Raw genomic sequence first — 15355 nt, 5'->3', positions numbered from 1 at the left:
CAGTCGTTATTATTTCATTTTTTCTAAAACAAAAAACAGTGAAACCAGAGGAAGCAAAAGATACGCGTAAAAATAAGGTGGGTGATAAGAGTAAAATGGGAGGTAACGTAACGGGGTTAAGCACACAGGGCGTGCTCGTAACGCGCAGAGCGGACATTGCGCCCGAAGCGGTACAGGTCAGGCGTTATTCGCCTGACCTGCTGAATATATTACCCTTTGAAAGGTTTCAATTCGATACGCTTGATATCCTGCACAATAAACAGGTAGCTGATAATAGCCACTGCCGCGTGGATACCCACATAAATCAGGCCACCGTTAAAGGAACCGGTCATGCCAATAATATAACCAATCGCAATGGGGGTGACGATACCGGAAATATTACCAAACATATTAAACAGACCGCCGCTCAAACCGCTGATCTCTTTCGGTGCCGTATCCGCCATCACCGCCCAACCGAGCGCGCCGATGCCTTTACCGAAGAACGCCAGCGCCATCACCGCGATAACCACCCACTCCGTCGATACATAGTTACAGATAACCATCGACATGGAGAGCAGCATACCCAGCACGATAGGCGTTTTACGCGCCAGCGTCAGGTTTTGGGTACGACGCATCAGGTAGTCGGAGATCACCCCGCCCAACACCCCGCCGACGAAACCGCAAATGGCCGGCACCGAGGCAACAAAACCGGCTTTGAGAATGGACATGCCTCTGGCCTGTACCAGATACACCGGGAACCAGGTGATAAAGAAGTAGGTCAATGCGTTAATGCAGTACTGGCCGAGATAGACCCCCATCATCATGCGAGAGCCCAACAATTGCTTGATCTGGAACCACTTCTCTTTACCAGGCACTTTGGCTTTGTTGGCCGCCGCGTCCATATTGATCAGTGCACCACCGGCTTCGATGTAATCCAGCTCCGCCTGATTCATACCAGGGTGATCTTTTGGATCGTGGATCATTTTCAGCCACAGGAAGCTTATCAGAATACCGAAACCTCCCATGAACCAGAACACGTGCGCCCAACCCACCGCATGCACCAGCCAGCCCATAATGGGGGCGAAGATCACGGTCGCAAAGTACTGTGCAGAGTTGAAGATCGCCACGGCAGTGCCACGCTCTTGCGCCGGGAACCAGGCAGCAACGATACGACTGTTACCGGGGAAAGAGGGCGATTCGCACAGGCCAACCATAAAGCGCAGTGCAAACAAGGAGACTACGATGGCCGACCCCTGGAACAAGTCAACAAAGCCTTGCAGCAAGGTGAACAGTGACCAGGTGAAAATACTCCAGAAGTAAACGCGTTTGGAACCAAAACGGTCAAGCAGCCAGCCGCCGGGGATCTGGCCGATCACATAGGCCCAAGAGAATGCAGAGAAAATATACCCCATCCCCACGGCATCCAGGCCAATTTCCTTGGACATGGCGGAGCCAGCAATCGAGATGGTGGCGCGGTCGCCATAGTTAAATGACGTGACTATAAATAACATCACGACAATCCAGTAGCGGGCGTTTGTTCTCTTTTGTATAGCGCCAGCTGCTGAGCTTACTGTATTCATGATGAACTCCTGCTGTCGATCACGGTTAGTTCATTCATTCTCAATAACGCATTCCTGGAAACAAAATGCCGTAGGGTTATCAGAATGAAAGTGTGGTAAATCACTACTTGTTTAGCCTTTAGGCTTTATATTGCGAACGCTTCAGTGTTGTCACTTTGGAATAGTTAACCGAATCATTCACTCGCCAGAAGATTATAAATTCCGTCAATTGCAGGCTCACTAGCGAAAGGCACAACATTGAAAATCGTTTTTTAAATATGTTGGTGCAGTTGCCCTATCGACTGGGAGGTGTTTCACGAAAATCGGCGATTCGCGCGGTGCGTCACATCGCTGACAACCTCCTCACGCGCCCCCGATAACCCTCACGAGACGATATGTGATAGCACTCACCTCTTCTTGTCCTAACGCCACAGAAAAAACGGGATTGACGGCAAAAAATAGGTCACTTGCATAATGCAACCCCAGAGTGGGGGCTTTATACTCGTTCACGAGCAATGAAGAATTAGCCGACAACGATAGTAACGAACGTTATTTTACAGATCGAGAATAAAGGCTTACATCATGTCAGATAAAAAAGTGACAGATTCCACACTGGAAAAACCGCTTTATATTAAAGTCCACGAATCCGATAATGTTGCTATTGTCGTCAATAATAATGGATTACGTGCTGGCACCCGCTTTTCGGACGGGCTTGAATTAATTGAACATGTTCCTCAAGGGCATAAAGTTGCCCTGAGTGACATTAATAGTGCAGAGGCCATTATTCGTTACGGCGAAATTATTGGTTATGCAATAAGACCGATTGCCCGTGGCAGTTGGATTGATGAATCTCTGGTTGAATTACCGGATGCACCACCGCTGGACACCCTGCCGCTGGCGACCAAAGTGCCCGCGCCGTTACCGCCGCTGGAAGGCTATACCTTCGAGGGTTATCGCAATCCCGATGGCAGCGTGGGCAGTAAAAACCTGCTCGGCATCACCACCAGCGTGCACTGCGTCGCAGGCGTGGTTGACTACGTGGTGAAACTGATCGAACGCGATCTGCTGCCCCGTTATCCAAATGTCGACGGTGTGGTGGCGTTGAACCATCTCTACGGCTGCGGCGTTGCCATTAACGCGCCTGCCGCTGTGGTTCCCATTCGTACCATCCACAATCTGGCGTTGAACCCCAATTTTGGCGGCGAAGTGCTGATCGTCGGACTGGGCTGCGAAAAATTGCAACCTGAACGTCTGCTGGAAGGCACTCCCGATGTGCACGCCATCTCGCTGGATGACACCAGCATTGTGCGTTTGCAAGATGAGCATCATGTGGGGTTCCAGTCGATGGTCGATGACATTCTCACCATGGCGGATCGCCACCTGCAACGCCTCAACCTGCGCCGTCGGGAAACCTGCCCGGCTTCTGAGCTGGTGGTGGGAATGCAGTGCGGGGGCAGCGATGCCTTCTCCGGCGTAACAGCCAACCCGGCGGTGGGTTATGCCTCAGACTTGCTGGTGCGCTGTGGCGCTACCGTGATGTTCTCGGAAGTCACCGAAGTGCGCGATGCCATCCACCTTCTCACCCCGCGCGCCGCGACCGAAGAAGTGGGTCGTCGTCTGCTTGAAGAGATGGCCTGGTATGACAATTATCTGGATACCGGTAAAACCGATCGCAGCGCCAATCCCTCCCCCGGCAATAAAAAGGGCGGGCTGGCGAACGTGGTCGAAAAAGCGCTCGGCTCCATCGCCAAATCGGGCCAAAGCGCCATTTCCGAAGTGCTCTCTCCGGGGCAGCGCCCGACCAAACGCGGGTTGATCTACGCGGCAACGCCAGCCAGCGATTTTGTGTGTGGCACCCAGCAGTTAGCCTCAGGCATTACCGTGCAGGTCTTCACCACTGGTCGCGGCACACCGTATGGCCTGTTAGCCGTGCCCGTGATCAAAATGGCGACCCGCACCGCATTAGCGGAAAGATGGCATGATTTGATGGACATCAATGCAGGCACGATCGCCACCGGCGATGCCACCATCGAACAGGTTGGCTGGGAACTGTTCCATTTTATCCTTGATATTGCCAGCGGAAGAAAGAAAACCTGGTCAGATCAATGGGGCCTGCACAACGCACTGGCGGTATTCAATCCCGCGCCTGTAACTTGATAAATAACCTTTTTTTAAATTCCGCCGGGTGATTTATTCTTGCCCGGCGTTTATTTTTTTATTCTATGGTTCACTCATTGTTTCTGTTTATCCTGTAACCCTTTCGAGGGATTATAAGATTTTTCCCACGAATAGCGCCCTCATTTTATTTACAAATTTGAACAAATTTGCAAACCACGGTAACAACTCAGCCTTTCATTCCATCCTATACTTTCACATGAAATTATTATAACCGGATGTTTTAACTCATTATATTCACTGGGTTTTATATTTAAAAAAGTGCTATTTAAAAACGAATGAATTGACAGCATCCTCAGCAACATCATAAATTTACACGCTCTGATGTCTTCGTGTTCAAATTCGAACGCGGGATTGTTGCACCCCGCGCCCACAGTGACGTGGCAAACGTCATCAGTGTGAAGTTATTACATTTTTATGATCATTAGAGCAGTGACATAAATTAATAACCTTTAATTTTGCATGCCTTTAACCGGGCGTGAATTTATTAACACAGCACCATAATTGCACCAGGGGTTCCAAATGAGGGTCAATACGCCTGTTACGCAACAGGAGTATCTGTTGGACGTGGACACAACCTTGATGTCCACCACTGATACTCAAAGTTACATTACCTACGCCAACTCCGCGTTTATCCGCGTCAGCGGTTACGCCGAAGATGAACTTATCACCCAGCCCCACAACGTGGTGCGTCACCCTGATATGCCCGTCGAAGCGTTTGCCGATATGTGGTACACCCTGCAACAAGGCGATAGCTGGACCGGGCTGGTAAAAAACCGACGTAAAAACGGCGACCATTACTGGGTTCGCGCCAACGTCACGCCGGTTTATCATAACAATCAGTTGAGCGGCTATATTTCCGTGCGCAACACGCCCAGCGCGGAAGAGATCAAATTTGTCGAACCCCTGTACGAAGCCGTACAGCAAAAGCAGGCAGGCAGCCGCGCTTTTTATAAGGGATTGGTGGTTCGCACCGGGTTATTTTCCCCGCTCTCCGTGCTGCAAAAAATCTCCGTGCGCTGGCGCATCCGTTGCCCGCTGTTTATCGCGGCGCTGGCACCCGTTCTGCTCGCCTATCTCGGCCTCGATCCGGTCTGGTCAGCGCTGGCGGCGGTCATCCTGTTTCTATTGATGGATGCCTTTTTACAAAGCCAAATCAGTCGCCCGCTGAAAACCATGCAGAGACAAGCGCAGAATGTGGTTTCCGGGCGCAAGACATCACACGTTCATTTTAACCGCGTGGATGAGATAGGCCTGTTGATGCGTTCCATTAACCAGTTTGGCCTCAATCTTCACTCGCTGGTGGATGACGTTGGTACGCAGGTGCAAGGCATGACCGACGTGAGTCAGCGCCTGACAGAGAACAATGCATCACTCAATGCCCGTACCGAAGAGACCTCAGCCAACCTGCAACAAACTGCTGCTGCGATTGAAGAAATCACCGTTGCGGTACAGCAAAGCGCCGAAACCGCGATTCAGGCCACCGGCATGGCGGAAGCTGCCAGCCAAACGGCGCAAAAAGGCGGTGATATCATGGGCGAAACCATTGGTATGATGGAATCCATCTCCAAGGCGAGCGATAAGATCGTCGATATTATCGGCGTGATCGACAGCATTGCGTTTCAAACCAATATCCTCGCACTCAACGCGGCGGTAGAAGCCGCTAGAGCGGGTGTGCAAGGGCGCGGTTTTGCCGTGGTCGCTGCCGAAGTACGCAACCTGGCCCAACACTCCGCATCCGCCGCCAAAGAGATCAAAACGCTGATCGATGCCAACGTCGCAAGCGTGGAGTCAGGCGGTAAAATGGTGGAAAACGCGGGCAAACACATTGCGGATATCGTCAGCGAAGTGCTGCAAGTCTCTACCATGATCAAAGAGATCAGCAACGCCACGCAAGAGCAAACGCAGGCGTTGGGATTGATTAACCAATCCATCGCCCAAATCGAAATCATGACCCAAAGCAATACCGAAATGGTGGTGCAATCGACTGATACGGCAGAAAGTTTAAACCGTCAGGCTCAGCGACTCACCAACGCCATCAATGTGTATGGCAGTTGATTAACCGCGTTTTATCGTCAGCATACGGCCGGGAATAAGGATAATTCCCTCGCCGTGCGCCCACCTCCCCCTTCTTTATTTTTCGCCCAAATCCCCTCATTTTGTCGTCCAAACCGGCAAAAACATATTTGGTTACATTTACTGTAACAAACCTGATCCTATCGTTCTGTATCCAAACAAAAAGCCTGTGAAGCAAGGGGAGATAGACGTCGATACTCTATGGGCACACTCAGTGCCGCAATGACAAGGAGAAAAAATGACCAGTATCAGCGCAGTGTCGTCTGCTACGAGCAGCAGCGCGAGTTCAGGTTCAAGCAACGAGCAGCAAATTTCCCGTCTCAATCAGCAGATTCAAAAGCTGACGCAGCAGTCCAAAGAGCTCTCTTCCTCCGCAGAGAAAGCCTCTACGGATGAAGAAAAAGCCAGCCTGCAAAAGCAGCAGCAATTGATTCAGTCACAGATTCAGGCACTTCAAGCGCAAATTGCCCAGTTGCAGAACGAGTCATCGGAGAGTAAACAGCAGCAGGCGGTATCCACGTCTACTGCCAAAGAGGAAGGCGTTAACAAGCCAACCGCAGAGAATAAAATCAACATCTACGTGTAGCCGTTTAGTCACACGCGCAGCACCGCAAGCGCGGTGCTGCTTCTAACGCTGCTTGAGCGGCGTTACCAGCCCTTGCAGCCCTTCAATCTTGATAGTCAGCGTCAGTTGCATCAAATCGCCCAGCCGCCCTTTGGGAAACGAATCCTTGCGGGCAAACCACAGCAAATACTCCTCGGGCAAATCGATCAGTACACGGCCCTGATACTTGCCAAACGGCATCTGTTGGGTGGCAATAGCGATCAAATCCTCTTTTTCCATCGGTCAGACTCCGAGCAGGCGGATCATCTCAGCTTCATCAATCACCGGGATATTCAGTTCTTGTGCTTTGGCCAGCTTGGAGCCCGCCGCTTCCCCGGCAATCACCATATCGGTTTTCTTGGACACGCTGCCGCTCACTTTCGCCCCCAACGCCGTCAGGCGATCCTTGGCTTCATCACGGGATAGCTGGCTCAGCGACCCCGTCAGCACAATGGTCTTGCCGGCAAACGGGTTATCGAGCGTGGCGACATCCACCTTTTCGATTGCCGGCCAGTGAATATTGATGCCCTCAGGATCGATAAGCTCGCGAATCACTTGCTGATTGTGCGCTTCCTGCAAGAAATGGCGCACATGCTTCGCCACCACCGGTCCCACATCCGCCACCTCCAGCAGCGCGTCTTCATCCGCCGCTAACAGGTTCTCCAGCGTGGCAAAATGCTGCGCCAGGTTGGCCGCCGTCGCTTCGCCCACGTCACGAATACCCAACGCAAACAGGAAACGGGCAAAGGTGGTAAATTTGGCTTTTTGCAGCGCATTGACCAGATTCTGCGCCGATTTCGGCCCCATACGATCCAGCCCGGTCAGGATGCCAGCCGTGAGGGTGAACAGGTCGGCAGGCGTTTTGACGTACTCTTTTTCCACCAGTTGATCGATAACTTTGTCGCCCATGCCTTCCACGTCCAGCGCACGGCGGGAAACAAAGTGCTTTAACGCTTCCTTACGCTGAGCACCACAAATCAAGCCGCCGGTACAGCGCGTCACGACTTCCCCTTCAACGCGCTCCACGTCGGAACCGCACACTGGGCATTGCTCAGGAAAATCGATAGGACGCGCATCGGCAGGTCGCTCTGCTTCCACCACGCCAACAATCTGCGGAATCACATCGCCTGCGCGGCGCACGATAACGCGATCGCCAATCTGGATGCCAAGACGTTCAATTTCATCGCGGTTGTGCAAGGTGGCATTGCTTACCATCACCCCGGCAACGGCAACCGGCTCAAGGCGCGCCACCGGCGTAATGGCACCGGTGCGCCCTACCTGGAAATCAACGCCGTGCAGCCAGGTCAGTTGTTCCTGCGCCGGGAATTTAAAGGCTACCGCCCAGCGCGGCGCGCGCGCCACAAACCCGAGTCGCTCTTGCAATGCCAGATCGTCAACTTTGACCACCACGCCGTCAATATCGAAGCCGAGCGTAGCGCGTTCCTGTTCTACCTGACGATAAAATGCCAGCACGTCCGCACTGCCAGTGCATAAACGAATACGATCGCTGACCGGCAATCCCCAGGCTTTAAATTGCTTCAGGCGTGCCAAATGGCTGTCTGGCAGAGTTCCGCCTTCCAATAGGCCAACGCCGTAGCAGAAAAAGGTCAGGGGACGTTTGGCCGTAATACGCGGATCGAGCTGACGCAACGATCCCGCTGCCGCATTGCGCGGATTGGCAAAAATCTTGCCGCCGGTACGTCGCGCTTCATCATTCATCTTTTCAAAGCCGCGGTGTTTCATAAACACTTCGCCGCGCACTTCTACGCGTGCAGGAATGTTGTCACCGTGCAACCGCAGCGGAATGGCAGCGATGGTACGGATATTGGCGGTAATGTTTTCCCCAGTACTGCCATCGCCGCGCGTGGCCGCCTGCACCAACAGGCCGTTTTCATACAGCAGGCTTACCGCCAACCCATCGAGCTTCAGCTCACAGCAGAAGGTCAGTTCCTCACCGCTTTTCAGGCGATCCTGCACGCGTTTGTAGAACGCCAGATAGCTTTCATCATCGAACACATTATCCAACGACAGCATTGGCACCTCATGGCGCACGGTGTCGAACGCCGATAACGGTGCCGCACCAACGCGCTGCGTCGGTGAATCCGACGTAATCAGCTCAGGATGATCCGCTTCGATCGCCTTAAGCTCATTCATCAGGCGATCGTATTCCACGTCGGGAATTTCCGGCGCATCTTCAACGTGATAGAGGTATTCGTGGTGGCGCAATTGCGCGTGCAGCTCAGCCACACGCGATGTCAGATGTTCAACTGTCACTGGATGGTTACCCGTACTCTTTTGGTTTATCGCGGCGTATTCGCTTTGATGGCATTAATAATGTTAGTGGTAGAACAGCCATCTTCAAAGTTCAGCACCTGTACGTCACCACCGTTGGCCCACACTTCTTTACTGCCAGCGATATCTTCCGGCTTGTAGTCACCGCCTTTGACCAGAATATCCGGCAGAATGCCAGCGATCAGGCGCTGCGGAGTATCTTCTTCAAACGGCACCACCCAGTCCACTGCGCCGAGCGCACTTAACACCGCCATACGTTGCGCCAGGGCATTGACCGGACGCGTAGGGCCTTTTAAGCGGCTGGTGGAGTCATCGCTGTTTACCGCCACAATCAAGCGATCGCCCAGTTTGCGCGCGTTCGCCAGATAAGAGACGTGACCGGCATGCAGAATATCGAACACGCCGTTGGTCATGACAATTTTTTCACCGCGCAGACGCGCCTGCGCGACGGCTGCTTTCAGTTGCGCTTCATCCATCGCACCAAAACCGCTGTCAGCGCGGCCACGAATGGCATTTTCCAGCTCGATGGGCGTAACGGTAGAGGTTCCCAACTTGCCCACTACCACACCGGCCGCGGCGTTTGCCAGGAAACAGGCATCTTCCAGTGAATTGCCCGCCGCCAGCGCCGCCGCCAATACGCCAATCACGGTATCGCCCGCGCCGGTCACATCGTAGACTTCCTGCGCCTGCGTCGGCAGATTCAGCGGCGCTTTGCCCGGCTGAAGCAGCGTCATACCCTGTTCGGAACGGGTGATCAGCAGGGCGGAAAGGGCAAAATCGGCAATCATTTTCTCGCCGCGCGCCACCAGCTCTTCTTCGGTTTTACTGCGTCCGGCAACCGCTTCGAACTCGGACAGGTTCGGGGTCAGCAAGGTGGCACCGCGATAGCGCGCAAAATCGGTCCCTTTCGGGTCAATCAGTACCGGCACGCCCGCCGCGTTGGCGGTTTGGATCATCGCCTGCACATGGGCCAGTGCGCCTTTTGCGTAGTCAGACAGCACCAGCGCGCCGATTTTCGGCAACGCCTGGGCAATACGCTCCAACATCGGCTGCGGATCAACCCCGTCAAAGCCTTCTTCGAAATCCAGGCGAATCAACTGCTGGTTGCGCGACAGCACGCGCAGCTTGGTGATGGTCGGGTGCGTCGGCACCGAAACAAAATCACATTTGACGTTCACGTCGCTCAGCTTGGCGCTCAGCGCGCGCGCGGCGTCATCAATGCCCGTCAGCCCGACCAGACGGGAGTTGGCACCCAGCGCCGCAATATTCATGGCAACGTTGGCAGCACCGCCGGGACGTTCTTCAATGGTATCGACTTTGACTACCGGTACAGGCGCTTCTGGCGAAATACGGCTGGTAGGGCCGTACCAGTAGCGATCCAGCATCACATCCCCAACCACCAGCACGCCAGCCTGACGAAAATCAGGTAATGAAACTTTCATGCACCTACTCCAAGATGTTTTTTGTCATACAGTTGGCCGCGATAATAGCACAGCCCCCGCAGCCCTTCGAAACAACATTCGTTGCCTACTGTGCCCCGGCACCGAGCCATTTTTCCCAGCTGGTTTTCACCTGTTGACGCTCGGTCAAAAAGCTTTCAACGCTGACACGAGCCGACTGTTCCTGCAACGCCAGATGGTGCAACTCGTCGCGCAGGGTGATATATGCCAGCGTCAAAGCCCGCGCTTCTTCCTCGTCCATCACGCCGCTCTGGGCCATCAGTTCCAGAATCCGCACGTTATCAGACCAGCGTGTCAGACGCGGCTCTTGTGCCGCATAACGTAGCACCAGATACTGCACGATAAATTCGATATCGGTGATACCGCCCTCGTCGGTTTTGAGATCAAACAGCGCAGGGTCTTTATTGGCCAGATGCTGGCGCATCTTCTCGCGCATTTCGCGCACTTCTGCTCGCAGCGTCTCCGGTTCCCGTTCCTGACATAAAATCTGACGCCGTATCGCCTCAAACTGCGCCTGTACGCCATGCTCGCCATACACCATGCGCGCACGCACCAGCGCCTGATGTTCCCAGGTCCAGGCTTCATGTTGTTGATAATCGCCGAAAGCGCCGACGGTGCTGACCAGCATTCCCGCCGCTCCAGACGGGCGCAGGCGGGCATCAACCTCGTACAGGATGCCCGATGAGGTACGCGTGCTAAACAGGTGCATCACACGCTGCGCCAGACGGAGGTAGAACTGGCGGCCATCGATACTGCGTTCACCGTCGGTCATTACCTCATCCGGACAGTCCAGCAGAAACACCAGATCGAGATCGGAGCTGTAGCCCAACTCCCAGCCGCCCAGTTTGCCGTAACCAATCACCGCAAAGCCGCGTCCTTCGCGCTGGTGCAGATGCGTCGGTTGCCCATAGCGCGCCACCATTTGCGTCCAGGCTTGTTGCACCACGGCGGCGATGATGGCTTCCGCCAGATAGGTTAAGTGATCGCTCACTTTCATCACCGGCAGCACGCCCGCGATGTCGCCTGCGGCAATGCGCAACTGCTGCGCCTGTTTGAACTGCCGCACCGCTTCCAGTTGCTGCTCTTCGTCTTCCTCTGGCACGCGCATCAGGTATTGGCGCAGTTCATCGTGATAGGCTTCCGGCGCGAGCGGGTGATAGAGCGTCGCCGGGTCGAGCAGTTCATCCAGCAGCAGCGGATAACGCGCCAACTGGCTCGCCACCATCGGCGACGCGGCGCACAGGCGTACCAATTGAATCAACGCGGGGCGCGATTCCAGCAACAGCTCCAGATAGGTGGTGCGCGTCACGATGCCGAGCAACAACGGCGTCAGGCGCGGCAAAATATGTTCCGCCTGCTTGTGAGCACACACTTCAGCCAGCAGCAGCGGCATAAGGTGATCGAGCACATCACGCCCGCGTGGGCCAATGGTGCGTTTGACCAAATCATGACGAAAATCGGTGATGGCGCGCAGCAACGCATTACGCGCACCGTCGCTGAGCGTCGGCATCAACGCGCCCATATCTACCTCATCGGGCGCGTCCAACCATACGCTGTTGTAACCGCTGCACTCCGGTGCATCCTGCCCGTCCTGCGCATCATCGCCAATCAGGTCGTTAAACACCCGGCGCACCGCCAGCATATGGTTTTGTAAGGCATCATACAGTGTATCCCAACCATTAAACCCCATGCCCCACGCCAGACGCTGCTGATTCAACGCCTCTTGCGGCAAGGTTTGCGTCTGCTCATCGGCAATCGCCTGCAACAGGTTTTCCAGCCGCCGCAAAAACAGATAGGCATTGCTCAGTTCGTCCACCTGCTGCGGCGAGAGCAGGCCTAGGCTACCGGTGTGCTGCAACGTCGGCAGCAGTTCCCGGCCTTGCAGCCCCGGTTCACGTCCACCGCGGATCAGTTGGAAAACCTGGGTGATAAACTCAATTTCGCGAATACCGCCCGCGCCCAGCTTGATGTTGTTACGCAGGTCGCGTCGCCGCACTTCGCGGGCAATCATGCCCTTCATGTTACGCAGCGATTGGATCACGCTGAAATCGATGTAGCGGCGGAACACAAACGGGCGCAGCAGCGCGCGCAGCTCCTGGCTGTAGGCATCCTCCATGCCGCCCATCAGACGCGCTTTCACCATCGCATAGCGTTCCCAATCGCGCCCCTGCTCCTGATAATACTCTTCCATCGCGGCGAAACTGAGCACCAGCGGACCGCTGTCGCCAAACGGCCGTAAACGCATATCGACACGGTAGACAAAGCCGTCCACGGTCATCTGATCCAGCGCTTTAATCAGACGCTGCCCGAGCCGGGTAAAGAATTGCCCGTTATCCAGCTCGCGCCGTCCCCCGCGCGTTTGGCCGTTTTCCGGATAGACAAAAATCAGGTCGATATCAGAGGAGAAGTTCAGCTCACCGCCCCCCAGCTTGCCCATGCCCAATATCAGCAGTGGCTGCGGCTCTCCTTGCGCGTTACTGGGCGTGCCCCACTCGCGGCAGCAAGCGTCATACAGCCAGCCGCGCGCCGCCACAATCAATGTCTCGGCCAATTCGCTCAGTTGACGCAGCGTTTGCGGCGTGGTGCTGGTGGCGAGCGCCTGCGACCAGGCAATACGCACCAGCATCCGGCGACGAAACTCACGCAACACGCGCATCAGCGTCGCCTCATCGCCTACCTCCTCCAGCGCCTGTGCCAGCCATTGCCCGTAGTGTTGCCACTCCTCCGGCTGCGGCGACTGCTGGTGCAATGCCTCCCACCAGTCGGGGTAGCGCGCCAGCGCCTCGCTGACAAAGTCACTGGAGGCCAATACGGCCAGATCCTCTGACGCGATGGACGCGGGGAGCGTCATGGTCTCTTGCAGGCGGGATAACACACGCTGCGCCTGCTCCGCCAGCAGCGGCGGCAACGCAGAGGAGAAGGGCGAATTCGACATGGCAACTCCCAGATAATCCCGGCGTGCCGGGAAGCAATAACACGTTACGCGCTGGCGCTGCTTAGCCAGTACGCCGTTTGTTCCACCGCCTGGCGGCGCGTAGTTTCCAGCACACTGTCCACGCCCGAAGCAGGAAGGTGCCTGATACCGTGCTCTACCGCGCGCCACGACGCGATAAAGGACTCGACGGTGGCTTCCGGATAGGCACAGGAGAGCAGCAGGAACGCATTGATGTTGCGTTGCAAACGCGCCAACTGTTGCTGGTAGTGATCCGCATCCAGCGGGTGACTAAATACGGAGCGCAATTCCGCCATGGCGCGATCCAGCATCACGTCACAAAAGCGTTTATAAGAGCCCATTAAGCGCATGCGGCTTTTGTTATCCATATGCTCACGCCAACTGCTGTTAATCAGCCATGAGGTGAGCACTAACTTACTATTCAGGTAGTTGGCGTCATAACACACCTTCTCGGCGTCAGTTTCACGTTCAACCTGCTCTTCCAGATGGGTGAGTGCAGCGCGGAACAGCGTGGTCACTTTGCGCGGCACCACGCCGCCCACCAGCACCAGCATTTCACGCATCAGAGCACCGGCTTCCAGCAGTTGTAAACGCGCCTTACGTTCACCGCGAGCCCACAACTCTTCATGGTATTGCCAGTGGGCCAGCGCATGCTCCAGCGCAGCGCCAATAGCCTGATCGATGGTGCTCTTGGCAGGCAGAGCCAGCATGCGCAGCGCACGGCACTCGCGCGGCACCGCGCCTTGGGCCAAATGATAACCTCGGGCCGCTTTGCTCAGGCTTCCCTGGCGCATTCCGCCCCACTCGGCCAGCTCTTGCGACAGCGCCAGCAGATCGTCGGTTTGCCCGGATTTCAGCTCCATCTCCAGTTCCAGAATGGGCTCGCTCAGCTCACCGGCAACCACATCGCCCTGGTCAAAGGCAATTTCAATCAGGCTTTGGTGATAAGCGATAACCCATTTCTCACGCTGGAAATGGGTGCTGAACAACGGATGCAGCGCCTGCGCCAGCGCGTCGACATCGCACTCAGGCGGCCAAACGTCTGCGGGCAGCAAGCGGATATCCAGATTGGCATCCGCCATCGGCACATTATATTCCGGATGCTGGTGCAACCCGCCAATCACCGTACCTGCGGTTTTCAGCGTCATTTCGTGCTGGCCGTTTTCACCGCGCACACGCAGCCCCATACCGAGCTGACGCAAGGTGTTATCCGCCGTTTCATAGTAGGTGTTGCTGAGCAACCGCCCTTCCAGATGCTCGCTGTGGCTGTAGTCGGTTTGCCAGGCCGTCAGCTTGCGCGGCAGCGTGGCGGCCATGTCCGGGTGCACAATAAACTTCAGTTCGATCTCTTCACTCATCATCATTTCAATCTAAAAAGCATGACCCTGCGGGTCGGATGCTGACAACCCTTCATCAGCGACGGAAAATACGGATACTTGCTATATTACACCACCTTACCCGTAACATCTGCGGCAGAAAAAACGCACCGGGCAGTAATGTCAGGTAAAGCAGCATGGGTAATAGGAGTGTTCTCATTTCGGTTTACCCATTGCCTCGTCAGACTTATGCCTCTACTATCACCCAACCATTCGCGCAACATGATGAAATTATGAAGAAATTAGGCCTCGTTTGTTTCACCTTTGCCAGCCTCACATTCAGTTGGGCGAGTCATGCAGAAGATAAACGCTACATCTCCGATGAGCTATCGACCTATGTTCATACCGGACCTGGCACCCAGTATCGCATCATTGGCACGCTCAATGCCGGTGAGGAAGTCACCGTGCTCAGCGTGAATGAAAACGCCGGTTATGCCCAAATTCGCGATGCCAAAGATCGCACCAGTTGGTTGCCGCTGAATCAGCTGAGCCAAACCCCCAGCCTGCGCCTGCGCGTGCCGGAACTGGAAAAAAAGGTTTCCGATCTTACTGCGCGGTTAGGCAATATCGATCAGGAATGGAACCAACGCACCGCCGATATGCAGCAGAAAGTGTCTGCCAGCGACAATATCATCACCGCGCTGCGTAACGAAAATCAGGATTTAAAAAATCAGCTGATTGTCGCGCAAAAGAAGGTCGATGCTGCCAATGTGCAACTGGATGACAAGCAACGGGAAATCATTTTGCAATGGTTCCTGTACGGCGGCGGCGTGGCGGGCATTGGCTTGCTGATCGGTTTGCTGCTGCCACACCTGATCCCCAGCAGAAAGAAAAACGATCGCTGGATGCGCTAAGGCGTAAGCCACGTCATGAATCACATT

General features: G+C 54.9%; 10 protein-coding genes. 4 read left to right on the top strand and 6 right to left on the bottom strand.

Translation table 11 applies throughout. The annotated features are described in order from the left end of the window. Window positions 1–209 precede the first annotated feature (209 nt). On the bottom strand, window positions 210–1559 hold the full coding sequence (locus tag J5069_RS15445) for an MFS transporter (RefSeq protein ID WP_264644712.1): 1350 nt from the start codon (window positions 1557–1559) through the stop codon (window positions 210–212). Window positions 1560–2120: 561 nt separating this feature from the next. Here J5069_RS15445 and garD point away from each other — a divergent pair. The 3 genes from garD to J5069_RS15430 all read left to right on the top strand — a co-directional run bounded on the left by garD (window position 2121) and on the right by J5069_RS15430 (window position 6375). Then, window positions 2121–3695 (top strand): galactarate dehydratase, encoded by a 1575-nt coding sequence (garD, locus tag J5069_RS15440; RefSeq protein ID WP_264644711.1) that lies wholly within the window; start codon window positions 2121–2123, stop codon window positions 3693–3695. A 540-nt stretch (window positions 3696–4235) separates the two neighbouring features. Continuing rightward, on the top strand, window positions 4236–5771 hold the full coding sequence (locus tag J5069_RS15435) for a methyl-accepting chemotaxis protein (protein WP_264644710.1): 1536 nt from the start codon (window positions 4236–4238) through the stop codon (window positions 5769–5771). A gap of 256 nt (window positions 5772–6027) precedes the next feature. Further along, a complete protein-coding gene (locus J5069_RS15430; protein ID WP_264628479.1) occupies window positions 6028–6375 on the top strand; it encodes a FlxA-like family protein in 348 nt (115 codons plus the stop codon). 42 nt (window positions 6376–6417) lie between these two features. Here J5069_RS15430 and J5069_RS15425 read toward each other — a convergent pair whose 3' ends face one another. The 5 genes from J5069_RS15425 to J5069_RS15405 all read right to left on the bottom strand — a co-directional run bounded on the left by J5069_RS15425 (window position 6418) and on the right by J5069_RS15405 (window position 14456). Further along, window positions 6418–6633: a DUF3820 family protein gene (locus tag J5069_RS15425; protein WP_222158046.1), complete on the bottom strand. Its 216-nt coding sequence runs from the start codon at window positions 6631–6633 to the stop codon at window positions 6418–6420. A gap of 3 nt (window positions 6634–6636) precedes the next feature. Further along, window positions 6637–8667, bottom strand: coding sequence for an NAD-dependent DNA ligase LigA (gene ligA, locus J5069_RS15420; RefSeq protein WP_264644709.1), 2031 nt, complete (start codon window positions 8665–8667; stop codon window positions 6637–6639). Between the two features lie 26 nt (window positions 8668–8693). Then, a complete protein-coding gene (gene hldE / locus J5069_RS15415) occupies window positions 8694–10127 on the bottom strand; it encodes a bifunctional D-glycero-beta-D-manno-heptose-7-phosphate kinase/D-glycero-beta-D-manno-heptose 1-phosphate adenylyltransferase HldE (RefSeq protein ID WP_264644708.1) in 1434 nt (477 codons plus the stop codon). 85 nt (window positions 10128–10212) lie between these two features. Continuing rightward, complete coding sequence (gene glnE, locus J5069_RS15410; protein WP_264644707.1) at window positions 10213–13080, bottom strand: bifunctional [glutamate--ammonia ligase]-adenylyl-L-tyrosine phosphorylase/[glutamate--ammonia-ligase] adenylyltransferase; 2868 nt, start codon at window positions 13078–13080, stop codon at window positions 10213–10215. A 44-nt stretch (window positions 13081–13124) separates the two neighbouring features. After that, window positions 13125–14456, bottom strand: coding sequence for an inorganic triphosphatase (locus tag J5069_RS15405; protein ID WP_264644706.1), 1332 nt, complete (start codon window positions 14454–14456; stop codon window positions 13125–13127). A 251-nt stretch (window positions 14457–14707) separates the two neighbouring features. Here J5069_RS15405 and J5069_RS15400 point away from each other — a divergent pair, with 251 nt between their 5' ends. Beyond that, window positions 14708–15328 carry a TIGR04211 family SH3 domain-containing protein gene (locus tag J5069_RS15400; RefSeq protein ID WP_264644705.1) on the top strand — a complete coding sequence of 207 codons (621 nt, stop codon included), beginning with the start codon at window positions 14708–14710 and terminating at the stop codon, window positions 15326–15328. The last annotated feature ends 27 nt before the right edge of the window (window positions 15329–15355 follow it).

The organism is Candidatus Symbiopectobacterium sp. NZEC127, assembly GCF_025962675.1.
In the GTDB taxonomy this organism is placed as follows: domain Bacteria; phylum Pseudomonadota; class Gammaproteobacteria; order Enterobacterales; family Enterobacteriaceae; genus Symbiopectobacterium.
The sequence above is the reverse complement of the archived record's forward strand: the minus strand, read 5'-3'. Positions and strand labels throughout refer to the sequence as shown.

Bases quoted from the DNA above. Each gene is read 5' to 3' on its own strand.
- J5069_RS15445 (WP_264644712.1), bottom strand. From the start codon at position 1,559: ATGAATACAGTAAGCTCAGCAGCTGGCGCTATACAAAAGAGAACAAAC.
- garD (WP_264644711.1), top strand. From the start codon at position 2,121: ATGTCAGATAAAAAAGTGACAGATTCCACACTGGAAAAACCGCTTTAT.
- J5069_RS15435 (WP_264644710.1), top strand. From the start codon at position 4,236: ATGAGGGTCAATACGCCTGTTACGCAACAGGAGTATCTGTTGGACGTG.
- J5069_RS15430 (WP_264628479.1), top strand. From the start codon at position 6,028: ATGACCAGTATCAGCGCAGTGTCGTCTGCTACGAGCAGCAGCGCGAGT.
- J5069_RS15425 (WP_222158046.1), bottom strand. From the start codon at position 6,633: ATGGAAAAAGAGGATTTGATCGCTATTGCCACCCAACAGATGCCGTTT.
- hldE (WP_264644708.1), bottom strand. From the start codon at position 10,127: ATGAAAGTTTCATTACCTGATTTTCGTCAGGCTGGCGTGCTGGTGGTT.
- glnE (WP_264644707.1), bottom strand. From the start codon at position 13,080: ATGTCGAATTCGCCCTTCTCCTCTGCGTTGCCGCCGCTGCTGGCGGAG.
- J5069_RS15405 (WP_264644706.1), bottom strand. From the start codon at position 14,456: ATGAGTGAAGAGATCGAACTGAAGTTTATTGTGCACCCGGACATGGCC.
- J5069_RS15400 (WP_264644705.1), top strand. From the start codon at position 14,708: ATGAAGAAATTAGGCCTCGTTTGTTTCACCTTTGCCAGCCTCACATTC.